At 66.7% G+C, this 10,344-nt stretch carries 16 protein-coding genes and 1 pseudogene; 4 read left to right on the top strand and 13 right to left on the bottom strand.

The window, feature by feature from the left end; translation table 11 throughout:
• The 12 genes from AB4Z09_RS24140 to AB4Z09_RS24085 all read right to left on the bottom strand — a co-directional run.
• Window positions 1-580 (bottom strand): sigma-70 family RNA polymerase sigma factor (locus tag AB4Z09_RS24140; protein ID WP_442240830.1); only part of this gene is annotated, 580 nt, incomplete at its 3' end.
• Window positions 577-1,017, bottom strand: coding sequence for an ATP-binding protein (locus tag AB4Z09_RS24135; RefSeq protein ID WP_174910644.1), 441 nt, complete (start codon window positions 1,015-1,017; stop codon window positions 577-579). The genes AB4Z09_RS24135 and AB4Z09_RS24140, both read right to left, overlap by 4 nt.
• 702 nt (window positions 1,018-1,719) lie before the next feature.
• Window positions 1,720-1,995, bottom strand: a complete 276-nt coding sequence (locus tag AB4Z09_RS24130; protein ID WP_254623001.1) for a gas vesicle protein K — start codon at window positions 1,993-1,995, stop codon at window positions 1,720-1,722.
• 62 nt (window positions 1,996-2,057) lie between these two features.
• Window positions 2,058-2,255: a gas vesicle protein GvpJ gene (gvpJ, locus tag AB4Z09_RS24125; RefSeq protein WP_114722797.1), complete on the bottom strand. Its 198-nt coding sequence runs from the start codon at window positions 2,253-2,255 to the stop codon at window positions 2,058-2,060.
• A complete protein-coding gene (locus AB4Z09_RS24120; protein ID WP_442240829.1) occupies window positions 2,252-3,031 on the bottom strand; it encodes a GvpL/GvpF family gas vesicle protein in 780 nt (259 codons plus the stop codon). Before AB4Z09_RS24120 ends, gvpJ (AB4Z09_RS24125) begins: the two co-directional genes overlap by 4 nt.
• On the bottom strand, window positions 3,021-3,437 hold the full coding sequence (locus tag AB4Z09_RS24115; protein ID WP_174910639.1) for a gas vesicle protein: 417 nt from the start codon (window positions 3,435-3,437) through the stop codon (window positions 3,021-3,023). Before AB4Z09_RS24115 ends, AB4Z09_RS24120 begins: the two co-directional genes overlap by 11 nt.
• A complete protein-coding gene (gene gvpO / locus AB4Z09_RS24110; RefSeq protein WP_114722800.1) occupies window positions 3,434-3,733 on the bottom strand; it encodes a gas vesicle protein GvpO in 300 nt (99 codons plus the stop codon). Before gvpO ends, AB4Z09_RS24115 begins: the two co-directional genes overlap by 4 nt.
• Window positions 3,730-3,990, bottom strand: a complete 261-nt coding sequence (locus AB4Z09_RS24105) for a gas vesicle protein GvpG (RefSeq protein WP_114722801.1) — start codon at window positions 3,988-3,990, stop codon at window positions 3,730-3,732. The genes gvpO and AB4Z09_RS24105 overlap by 4 nt, the downstream gene beginning before the upstream one ends.
• 1 nt (window position 3,991) lies before the next feature.
• On the bottom strand, window positions 3,992-4,774 hold the full coding sequence (locus AB4Z09_RS24100) for a GvpL/GvpF family gas vesicle protein (protein ID WP_442240828.1): 783 nt from the start codon (window positions 4,772-4,774) through the stop codon (window positions 3,992-3,994).
• The gene (gene gvpJ / locus AB4Z09_RS24095; protein ID WP_114722803.1) at window positions 4,771-5,169 is read right to left on the bottom strand and encodes a gas vesicle protein GvpJ; all 399 of its coding nucleotides are present in this window, start codon (window positions 5,167-5,169) and stop codon (window positions 4,771-4,773) included. Before gvpJ (AB4Z09_RS24095) ends, AB4Z09_RS24100 begins: the two co-directional genes overlap by 4 nt.
• A 7-nt stretch (window positions 5,170-5,176) precedes the next feature.
• Window positions 5,177-6,001, bottom strand: a complete 825-nt coding sequence (locus AB4Z09_RS24090) for an SRPBCC family protein (RefSeq protein ID WP_442240827.1) — start codon at window positions 5,999-6,001, stop codon at window positions 5,177-5,179.
• A gap of 143 nt (window positions 6,002-6,144) precedes the next feature.
• A complete protein-coding gene (locus AB4Z09_RS24085; protein ID WP_442240826.1) occupies window positions 6,145-6,864 on the bottom strand; it encodes a hypothetical protein in 720 nt (239 codons plus the stop codon).
• A gap of 192 nt (window positions 6,865-7,056) precedes the next feature.
• Here AB4Z09_RS24085 and AB4Z09_RS24080 point away from each other — a divergent pair, with 192 nt between their 5' ends.
• The gene (locus tag AB4Z09_RS24080; protein ID WP_442240825.1) at window positions 7,057-7,317 is read left to right on the top strand and encodes a DUF6480 family protein; all 261 of its coding nucleotides are present in this window, start codon (window positions 7,057-7,059) and stop codon (window positions 7,315-7,317) included.
• A 433-nt stretch (window positions 7,318-7,750) separates the two neighbouring features.
• On the opposite strand, the pseudogene AB4Z09_RS24075 reads toward AB4Z09_RS24080, so the two are convergent.
• Window positions 7,751-8,360 (bottom strand): annotated as a pseudogene (locus tag AB4Z09_RS24075) (flavodoxin family protein).
• A gap of 145 nt (window positions 8,361-8,505) precedes the next feature.
• On the opposite strand from AB4Z09_RS24075, the gene AB4Z09_RS24070 reads away from it, so the two are divergent.
• The 3 genes from AB4Z09_RS24070 to AB4Z09_RS24060 all read left to right on the top strand — a co-directional run bounded on the left by AB4Z09_RS24070 (window position 8,506) and on the right by AB4Z09_RS24060 (window position 9,883).
• Window positions 8,506-8,775, top strand: coding sequence for a hypothetical protein (locus AB4Z09_RS24070; RefSeq protein WP_441346774.1), 270 nt, complete (start codon window positions 8,506-8,508; stop codon window positions 8,773-8,775).
• A 55-nt stretch (window positions 8,776-8,830) separates the two neighbouring features.
• Entirely contained in the window at window positions 8,831-9,181 is a 351-nt protein-coding gene (locus AB4Z09_RS24065; RefSeq protein ID WP_442240824.1) for a hypothetical protein, read from the top strand.
• 225 nt (window positions 9,182-9,406) lie between these two features.
• Window positions 9,407-9,883 carry a DUF4383 domain-containing protein gene (locus tag AB4Z09_RS24060; protein ID WP_174910632.1) on the top strand — a complete coding sequence of 159 codons (477 nt, stop codon included), beginning with the start codon at window positions 9,407-9,409 and terminating at the stop codon, window positions 9,881-9,883.
• The last annotated feature ends 461 nt before the right edge of the window (window positions 9,884-10,344 follow it).

Raw genomic sequence — 10,344 nt, 5'->3', positions numbered from 1 at the left:
GGTACGAATCGGTGTCGCCCAACAGATCAGCCAGCGTCGATCCTGATTTGAGACTGCCACCAGCGGTCCCGTCGACAGAAAGGGCTTGATAACCGTTGGCGGCCTGCAGGCCCTGAGCGACATCGTCGATCCCGATCCCGAGTTCTTCGGCCATCTCGCGGGTCGTCGGCGAGCGCCCTAGCCGCTGGGACAGACTCGACGACACCTTGATCAGGTCGAGATGAAGCTCCTTCAGTCGCCGGGGCACCCGCACGGCCCAGCCGGTGTCACGGAAGTGACGTCGGACCTCCCCCATGATCGTGGGCACTGCAAAGGCGAGGAAGTCCGAGCCACGAGTGACGTCGTAGCGGTCCACGGCGTTGACGAGGCCGATGCTGGCGACCTGCACCAGGTCCTCGAGGGGCTCACCCCGTCGGTCGAAACGCCGGGCGATGTGCTCGGCAAGCGGAAGGCAGCGCGTAATGATCCTCTGCCGCAGTTCTGCGCGTGCTGGGTCCGATTCGCCCAGCGATTCCAACAACATGAACATCGGCTTCACGTCGTCGTACTCGTCCGGCCGATCGGTTGTTCGGGGTGTCACACGCTCTCCCCGCACCGCATCGCGAACGAGATGGTGATGGTGGGGGACCGGCCGTCTCCAGTGCCGGGATGCCGATCGAGAGCCAGTTCGTTGGTGAGCGTACGAAGGACATGCCAACCGAACGTCTGCTCGTACTGCCCTTCCAGTTCAGCGCCGGTGGTGGGGACGCAACCGGCGAAGTCGAACGAATCGGCACTCACGCGAAACGTGCAGACGATGACGCTGTCGGGAAGTGCGATTCGCAGCAGGATGCTGCAGGCCTCGTCGACAGCAAGCCGCAGATCGGCGAGTTGGTCGAGTGTCATGTCGCATTGCGCTGCCAACGACGTGGATACGCGCCGAATCGCGGCCAGTTGGTAGGCGTCGGCCGCGGTGCGTAACTCGATGACAGGCGCGGAGTCCTCGCTTCGTCTCGTGGAGAGACACGCTTCGCTCATGACGCCTCGCTTCGAAACTGGGCGTGACAGGTGGATCCGGTAGGCGGCTTCGATCGGAGGATTCCCGCGGTGCGTCGATTCCAAACTCCGGGGCACTGGAAGAAATCCAGGGAGGAGTCACACAGGGAATCCACGGCACTGCACACGTCATGCGGCTCGACCGTGTCCAGACACGGATGCGCGGCGAGGCCGCACCGACGCGCGCGCGAATCCCGGCAGGGCGCGTGCTGATCACCCAGTACGACGGCCGGACCACCGTACGGCCTCCATCGTTCGACCGGGATCTCAAACTCTACGGATAGGCAAATGCGGGACATCTCACCGATTCCCACCCCACGGGACTTATCCGCGCCGTCGAGGGGCCGGTGGTGGAGGGTGACGTCCTCGCGCCAGCAACCGACCGACCTCCAGGAATGGCACGGCGGCCATCATCGTCAGGCCCGGCATGATGCCCAGGAGCGGCGGGCCGGGCATCGACTCGGGGCCGACAACAGGAGAACTGCGCAGTTCCGGTGTCAGTGGGTCCTCCGCGAGTGTCGGCTCCACGAGGCGCCGGCCGGTGACCGTGTCCAGTCCTGGGTACCGATCGAGGACGTCCGCGGCGGATGGCGAGAGCCCCGGGCTGCCACACCGTGTCGCCGTCGCAGAACGCCACTTCCGCGGCAACCGCAGGACGGTGACGTCGGGAAACTCTGCGGCAGATCAGTCGTCTGCCAGTAGCGGACCAAGAGGGCCCAGATCGATGTTGAGATCCTCCGGTTCGAGGCCGAAATGCTCACGCAGCTCCTCCATCTTCTCCTCGAGCATCATCAGAGTGGTGCCGATGCGTTCGATCTGGTCGTCGGAGAGATCGCCGGCGTCCACCCGGCGCAGCGCCTGCCGTTCCATGAGTTGCCGCAGCAGTTCGACGAGCGTGAGGACCAGAGCGACGAGCCCGCGCTCGACCGACTCGGGGTCGGCGTCGATCCGCTGGCGGATCGACGGCTGGCGAGGACGCGACGTGGCGGCCTCGCTCGAATCCGGACCATCGGGCGATGCGTTCACCGTCGGCTCTCCGGCGTCCCGGCGGGCGGCGGCGTCAGCGCACTGACCGACGACACGAGCGTGCGGAGCGAGATGTGCACCATGTCGACGTCGGCGATCGAGAGGGTGATCTCGCCCGCGACCACGACGCCTCCGCCGAGGACGCGGTCCAGGAGATCGACCAGCGCTATCCGACGGTCCGGGGCGGTGCTCATCGGGCGCTCGCCTCCACGGAGGTGAAGGAGTACGGCGGCCAGGGACCGGTGAGCACCAGTTCCACGTCGTCGAACCGAGTGTCGAGTTGCTCGACGGCAGTGACGAACTCGCGGTGGTGCTCGTTGTCGACCAGGAACGATGCATTGAGGATTTCCTGGGAGCGGCGCGAGGACAGATCCGGGGGAGAGGGTGGCTGTCGGGCGCCGGCCACCGCCCACCGCGACAGCTCGGCGAAGATCTCGTCCGCGCGCCGGCCGGCGGCGGATTCGGCTTCCTCCCGGGCGGCCGCCTGCGCGCGCCGCTGCATCAGATACGCCGTCCCGGAAGGTCTGCCGGTCTTCTCACGTGCGTCCCGCGGTTCGGTGCGGGCGCGATCGAGATAGGACCGCACGCCCCATTCGGAGCGATCGGTGATCTGCTCCAATGCCTCACCGAGCTGCTGGGCGTTGTCGCGCAACATCGTTCGCACCCGGTCGTCGTCGAAGTACACCGTCGCCAGGCGCAGCGGCACGGTGGCGCCACCGGCGCAGATCGCGGCGACGACCGCATCGTGACGACGTGCCGTCTCGGCAAGCCAGTCGAGGTCTTCCAGATTGCGGCGCRGCGCCTCCTCGCCGAACGTGTCGAGTCGCACTGTGCCGACGACAGCCGCGAAGCCCGACTCGGTGACCGTGCGCAGTTCCTCGCCGGCCACGCCGCGGATGCCGGAGATTCCGCCGGGAAACGGCCCCTCCGTGGTCACCGCGTATACCCACACGCCGTCGTCAGGGGTCATCGTCGTGCTCCTCCTCGGCGGGGGATTCGGCCGGTTCCACCGCCTGTTGCGGGCCGGTCGTCACATCCGCGATCCGCCCCTCGCCGGACTCGAGAGCCGCGATGCGCGAGCGCAGACGCTCGTTCTCGAGTTCCAGGTCGCGATTGCCTCCCGACAGCCACGGATCGTGTTCCCACCAGTCGATTCCGACCTCGCGCGCAGTTTCGAGCGACGCGATCACCAGGCGCAGCTTGATGGTCAGCAGTTCGATGTCGAGGAGATTGACCCGAATATCGCCGGCGATCACGATGCCCTTGTCCAGGACCCGTTCGAGGATGTCGCCGAGGTTGGCCGGCTCGTGGCCCGCGCCGCCGAGACCCTGGCTGTACTGCTGCGGGTAGTTCGATCCGCCGCTCGACCTCGTCACTGTTGAGCACCCTTCTCGGAGCGACCGCGCGTGTACTGCCGGCTCCTCCGGTAGGACAGCAGCATTCCGTCCATGTCGAGGACGACGACGTAGATGGCCAGGACGTCGGAGGACGACGGGATACGGCGATCCTCGACGACCTCCACCTCGACGGACCACCCTTCGTCGCTCGGCGCGACGGACACCGCTCCGATCGGGGTCCGACCGGTGAGTGCGGCGATCTGCCGAGCGGCCTCGGCGGCCGCCTCCGGTGCGGTCAAGTCGGTGTGGTCGTCCGGATCTCGCGGCCCGGTCATCGTTCACTCCCCCCGCCACGGGCGTCGACGTCCCTGGGGCGCGTGACCCGGTGAAGGATCTCGTCCTCGGCACGGGCGGCTTCGTCCTCCGACATCTGCCCCGAACGCCGGCCCTCCTCGATCACCTCGAGGTCGCGGCGCATCGCGGCGGGGCTCGTCGTCTCCTCCTCGACCTGACGGCGTACGACTTCCCCGATCCACACCACGCCCCGGACCGGGGCCAGTGGGAGCCCGAAGATGGCTGAGAAGAGGCCCATGTCAGGTTCCCGGTGCCCGTGTCTTCACGAAGTCGTATGCGGCCAACGGACCGGTCACCGTAACGTCGATCCTTCCCTGCCATTCGTCGATCAGCGGAGCCACCGCTTCTTCCAACTCGTCCGTCCGGTCCGCGGGGATCAGCACGGCTACGGAACCGGCCTCCTCGTCGTCGGTCGGCTCGCGCGCCGACACGGCCGCGGCGACCGGTTCGACCGCCTCGACGATGCGTTGGGTGTCCTGCTCACGTTTGCCGGTGAGCGCCCGGCTGATCAGCTCACCGAGCGCGAGGCGCTCGTCGCGGGTCACGTCCTCCGTCTGGTCGCGTATGGCCTCGCGCAGGCGTCCGGCCTCGGGGTCATCCGACAAGATCTCCCGCAGGATCGCGTCCTCGACGTACCTGCCCTTGACGACGAACTGAACCATTCCCTCGAGTTGCTCGAGCGCGTCGTGGAACTCGTCTCGATACTGTTCGAGAAGCTCGGAAACCACTGCATCGGTATCGGTGAGCACCGCACCGAAGCGCAACGGCAGCACCGGTGCCGCCGTGACCGTGGCGTCGAGTACAGCCGCGTGGGCTCGAAGATCGTCGGAGCTGCCCAACGGTGAATTCGGATCGATCTCGCTGACCAGTGCGGCGACGTCGTCGTGCGTCACGATCTTCAGTGGCCGGGGTGGCGAGCCGATGCCGGTGGCGTCCTCTTTCACTTCCACGTCCGCGGGCACCAAGCCGTACACGTACACCACCGGGCGCCGTTCTTCCGGCGCGGATTGTTCTTCGCTCATCGCTCCTTGCCTCCGCCGGAGTGTCCGCGATGCTGCTGCTCGCGCTCGTCCTGGGAACCGCCGAGAAAGTCGAGTACCTTCTCGCCGGCCGCCTCGATGGCACCCTTCGTCTTCCCTTCCGCCACGCCCGTGGTCATGTCCTGCACCATGTCTGGCAGGCCCTTCGGCTGGGTCTCCGAGATCTCCAGACGATTGACTGCCTCCGCGAACCGTAGGTACGTGTCGACACTGGCGACCACGACGCGTGCATCGATGGTGACGAGTTCGATGCCCACGAGGGATAGTCGAACGTAGGCGTCGATTACGAGGCCCTTGTCGAGGATCGTGTCCACGACGTCCGCGAGGCTCTGGGAACTCGGGCCGCCCGCGCCACCGCCTCCTTGAACCATGGTCATCTTCCGATCACTCCTCCCGGGACCCGGATTCCGCTTCCTCGCCGTCGTCCGGCTCCTCGTCCTCGCCGTCGTCCGGCTCCTCGTCCTCGCTCTCGTCGGGTTCCTCTACGTCGTCTTCGGGGCCCTCCTCGAGGTCCTCTTCCGGTACCACCTCGCCGTCGTGGATCTCCCCGTGCCAGCCCTCGATCTCCTCCGGATGAAGGAGTGTCTGTATCATGACCTGGCGTCGGAAGTGTTTGAGTTCCAATCGGATTCGGCGTCCCTGGGCGCGCCAGATGTTTCCGGTCTTCTCGAAGAAGCCTTGCGGGTGGTACTCGATCACGGCCAGCACCCTGGTGAGGTCGGGGGTGAGTTCGTGGAAGGTGACCGCGCCGTCCAGGTACCCCTTGTCGCCTTTCGAGCGCCAGACGATTCGTTCGTCCTGGACCTGTTCGAGGATGGTGGACTCCCACGACCGGTGGGACCAGAAGACCTGAGCCTTCCATCTCAGCTTCTCGTCGGAGATCTGTTCCACCTGTTCGAGCTTCTTCATGAACCGGGGGAAGTCGGCGAACTGCGTCCACTGGTCGTACACCAGGTCGACGGGTGCTCCGATGTCGATCTGTTCGACGATGTTGGTGATCTTGTCCTTCTTGCCCTTGCCTTTTCCTTTGCCGCCTCCCGTGAGGGCTTCCTTGAGGTCGCGTCCCTTATCCTTGATCTTCCCCGTCACGGACGACATGCCCGCCTTGAGCGCCACTTTTGCGGGGGATTCTCCCTGGGCGAGCCCCGTCACGGCGGACGCGAGACCTCCACTGCCACCGCTCTCGCTGAACTGGTCGAGGTTCCCCACCGTCGAAGAGACGGTATCGGTCAGCGACTTGACCCCCTTCTGGGCGACGGCGCCGACGAGATGCTGCAGGGACGACTTGAGTTGCTCCGCGCCGACCGCGGGCCCCTGCTCGTCAGTCCCCTCTTTGGTTGCAGTCATAGCTCTCACCTCCCGGTACGTCGCACGGGTGCGTCGTCGGCGGACGTCGTGGACCGTGCACGTGTACGCGACTTGGGCTCGGAGTCCTTACGCGTGCGCGGCGTGCTGCGCCGCGAAGGCGAGGTCCGTGAGGCGGCGGATCGGCGACGAGACTCTGCGTCCTCCCGCCCCTCGCCCTGGTCGTCGCTGCCCGTGTCGTCCTCGGGCTCTGTGCGCTTCCTGCGCTGCCGAGGGGCGGGCGGTCGCTCGGACCGGGACTTCGACGCCGCGGATTGGGATGCTTCGGTGTCCTTCTCGTCCTTCTCGTCCGGCTCTCCGTGCTCCTCTTCCTCGTCGCCGCACGCTTCCTCGCCGCCGAGGAGTCCCTCGCCGACCTTGCCGACGGTGTCGCGGACGTCCCCGCCCACCTTGCCGACGCCCTCGCCCACGCCTGATTCGACGCCCTCGATGCGATTGGTGAGGGCCTCGATCCGGTTGCTCGCGGCGGCAACCGCCGCGCGTTTCGCCGCATCCGTGAGTTCGCCGCGGACGCTCTCGGTGAGTTTCCCGACCTCCGCCGAGTCGCCGAGCCGTTTGATTCCCTCGCGAACCAATTCGCGAGAATTACTGGGCAGACGCCCCGTCGCTCCCGCGCCGGCGAGCATCAGCGCGACCTTCATCTTGCGGGTTCGGCCGAGGAAATAGCCGACCGCGACACCGAGGGCGACTCGCATGCCACCTTTCATGACCGGTTCCTTCGTACAGGGGAGGGACATGCCCGGACCCCACCGGCCCGGATCGACACGCTCCACGTGATCGGATAGCCGCTTCGGCACCCGCGCAAACACGGATCGCGAAATCGCGTACCTGTACCGGGTCGCGGCGAATGACTTGCGGCCCCAGCGGGTACTCGCATGAGAAGCGACCAGGAGGGCGAGATGACCGATCCACGTGCAGCCGACGGACCCGACCCCGACCCCCGCAACACACCGGACCTGGAGTCGGGCGGAGGAGGTGTGCCCGCTGGGTCGACGCCGCCCGCGTCGGGCGGAACCTCGGGGGTGTGGGAGCACGAACCCGACACGCGCCACGGATTCCCGGTGACCGGCACGGCCACGATCATCGTGGYCGCTCTCATCGTGGTGGTCTTCGTTGCGGTGGCGATCGCACTGATCCTGATGGCCACCGGCGTCTGGTGACGCGTGACGACGCGGCGTGACCCGGGGTCGGAAGAGTACGAGCGCGTCAGGATGCAGCCTGTTCCTCGCACGAACCGAGTAGCTCCACGGGTCGACGTACGACGCGCGGGCCACCGCCGGAGTATTGCCGAGTTCGGTCGCGACCGCCCGCATGGCCTGTGCCTCGGCGTGACGTGCGCAGGTCTTCTTTTTTGGGGGGTGAACTGGTCGCCGAGATTCGTGGAAGCGCTCGCCGACGTCGTTCGCTCGCAGGTCGTGCCATCTGTCTGTGTCCCGGTCCGCGAGGAAGCGATCCTCCCAGGGTCGGCCCCGCCCTATCGACCGAGCGACCGGCACCAGCCCGGGCGGTCACTCCTGGCGGCGCCGCGCCTTGCCGCACGCCTGCAGGTGCCCGGCTCGTCGGCGCTGCTGCGGGGCAGTTCGACCGACTCGCTCACGTCGCCGGATACCGTTTCTCCCGCAGCGCTCGCGCGAGGTGTGCCGCGTTGGCGGCCAGAGTCGAGTTCGTCGAGGCCACTGCGTCGGGCACCTCGTCCAGATCGTTGTAGTCCCCGGGAGTCATCGCCTCACCGTTCCAGTACGTGCACCCCTGGGCGGGCACGGAGAAGCCGATGTCGTTCAGTGCCGGGAACAGGCTAGCGACGATGGCGTGCGCGCCGTCCTCGTTCCCGACGACGGCAGCGGTTGCGACCTTGTCGAACAGGACGGGACGTCCGTCGTCGTCCGTTTCCGAGAGTTCGGCGTCGAGGCGCTCGAGAACCCGCTTCGCGACGCTCGACATCTGCCCCAGCCACGTGGGCGTCGAGATCAGCACGATGTCGGATTCGAGGACCGCGCGCCGCAGGGCCGGCCACTCGTCGCCCCCTCCCACTGTCCTTCTCGACCCCGGGAGCGACGTGGTGGTCCACGACCCGGATCGTTCGGCCCGAGATGCCGTTCTTCTCGAGTTCCCCCAGGACCTGACGGGCGATCAGATCGCTGCTCGACGGTCCGGGGGAGGGTTTGAGCGTACAGACGAGGGCGAGTGCGGTCGGTTCTGTCATGACCACGAATACCCCTGTTCGGCGATCTCATGCATGCGGCAGGGAATCCGCAAGGTCGGTGTTGACGGCGTTTCGCAGTACGGGATTACGTTACGGGACAGCTCAATTCGACACCGGACTCGACGTCCTTGCCGATGGTGACGTCGTGGTTCTCTGCCTATCCCTGTACAGCTCGGTTTCCGTTCCCGTCTTCCGTACCGACTGGGCGAGCGCCGAACTGTCGAAGTACGCGTGCAACGGTTTCATGGCGGTGAAGGCGTCCCGCACGAACGAACTCGCCGACCTGTGCACCGCGATGGGCGCCGACGTGCCGGAGGTGACCGCCGTGATGGCCGCCTCATCGACGCGCGAAACTCTCGACGCCGCCGCAATGGCTGCGTGCGGATTCTCCTACCGGGGAATCGGACGATGGTAATGGCCGAGTCGCTCACGAGTCGTCGTGCCTTCGCTCCGGAGGGCTACTTCTCAGGGTGAGTTGTTTCTGGCGGGTGATCCTCTCCACGTCGGGTACCCGCCTGATGCGCCGGTCCCACCCCTTCGTCGGACGTGGACGGCTGTTCGTGTTCCACGCCGCTTCGCTGTGCCTCACCGCTGCCGTCGGGATCTCCGGCGCGTGCACGCATGTGCTCGGCGGACTTCGCCTCCCTCTGGCGATCGTCGTACGGGGGCACGGCGGCCTCGTCGGAAGACGATCCGTGCCCCCCGGCATCCGGGGACGCCTGCCAGCCCGGTTCACCCGACGAGATCGTGGATTCGTCCTCGAAGGCGCCCTCGCGTCGATGCTTGCCTGCGCTGGGGTCGTCGGCTCCGGTGTCGCGTGAACCCGGGGCTCCTCGTTCGGACTGTGGTTCCTCGCCCAGATGTTCGCCCGGTCGCTGCGTCATGACTGCCTCCTCGATATCCGTCGGGCGGCGGAGTTCCTCGTGCATGTCGAGTACCCATTCGCCGGACTCGCGACACACGGATGTCTCGGGCGTGGCCGCGGTTGACCTTCGGCGATCGCGGGTATTCGGCAAGTGACCGACTCGAAACGGAAGGTGTGGGACATGCCCAGCGACCCTCGGCGGACATCTGCTCGGAAGCGCTCGGCGACGGAGGTGGTGGCTCTGGTGTTCGGCGTCGTGTTCCTCGTCGTCGGAATCCTGGGCTTCATTCCCGGAATCACGACCGACTACGACACGATGACGTGGGCGGGTCATCACTCGGATGCGAAACTGCTAGGAATCTTCGAGGTATCGGTACTGCACAACGTCGTACATCTCGCTTTCGGTGTGGCCGGAATCCTGATGGCACGCAGCATCGGGCTCGCCCGGGTCTATCTGATCGGCGGCGGAGTCGTCTACTTCGCTGTGTGGATTTACGGCGTTTCGATCAACCGAGACGACGCCGCCAATTTCCTTCCGGTCAACGACGCCGACAACTGGCTCCACCTGGGCCTCGCTGTGGTGATGATCCTCATCGGCGGGTTTCTCCCACCGTTGGAGACCCGGAACGCGGAACCGGCGTCGAGGCGCGTGGACTGACCATCAGGTCGGCTTCCTGAGCCCGACGGGGACCCGCCTGAGCGCTGACGTCAACGCTCGAATACCGACCGGTCCGCGAGAACGGCGCTGCCGGTGCCGGCGCGGTCGACCATCCCCTCGGCCAAGTCGAGGACACGTGGACTGCTCGACGCCGATGCGTCGGCTGGAAGCCCCACGCCAGGTGGGCGACCGAGTACGCCTTAGTGAATGGAAGCCTGAGCTGCTCGGCCGGCTCGGGTGCCGCGACGCCCACCGTGTGCGTCGTGTCATCGCCCACGAGGCGAGATGCTCGGTGCATCGCCGAGCGAATGCAATTGACGGTGCATTCCCGAGGCGCTCGGAAGTGAAACGTGCGCGAGTCGCCGACAGGGCGCCGTGCGGGACTGCCGGGTCCGGGAGACCGACGGGATAGATGGTTGGGCGCGCGTCCGTCCGGGTATACGGACCGTGGCCGTCGTCGA

Origin of the sequence: Rhodococcus sp. TAF43 (assembly GCF_052113525.1) — a bacterium.
Classification (GTDB): Bacteria; Actinomycetota; Actinomycetes; order Mycobacteriales; family Mycobacteriaceae; genus Prescottella.
Note: the sequence above shows the minus strand (reverse complement) of the source record. Positions and strands in the feature narration are given on the sequence as shown.

Coding starts and splice junctions, on each gene's coding strand:
- AB4Z09_RS24135 (WP_174910644.1), bottom strand. CDS start 1,017: ATGAGCGAAGCGTGTCTCTCCACGAGACGAAGCGAGGACTCCGCGCCT.
- gvpJ (WP_114722797.1), bottom strand. CDS start 2,255: ATGAGCACCGCCCCGGACCGTCGGATAGCGCTGGTCGATCTCCTGGAC.
- gvpO (WP_114722800.1), bottom strand. CDS start 3,733: ATGACCGGGCCGCGAGATCCGGACGACCACACCGACTTGACCGCACCG.
- AB4Z09_RS24105 (WP_114722801.1), bottom strand. CDS start 3,990: ATGGGCCTCTTCTCAGCCATCTTCGGGCTCCCACTGGCCCCGGTCCGG.
- AB4Z09_RS24100 (WP_442240828.1), bottom strand. CDS start 4,774: ATGAGCGAAGAACAATCCGCGCCGGAAGAACGGCGCCCGGTGGTGTAC.
- gvpJ (WP_114722803.1), bottom strand. CDS start 5,169: ATGACCATGGTTCAAGGAGGCGGTGGCGCGGGCGGCCCGAGTTCCCAG.
- AB4Z09_RS24085 (WP_442240826.1), bottom strand. CDS start 6,864: ATGAAAGGTGGCATGCGAGTCGCCCTCGGTGTCGCGGTCGGCTATTTC.
- AB4Z09_RS24060 (WP_174910632.1), top strand. CDS start 9,407: ATGCCCAGCGACCCTCGGCGGACATCTGCTCGGAAGCGCTCGGCGACG.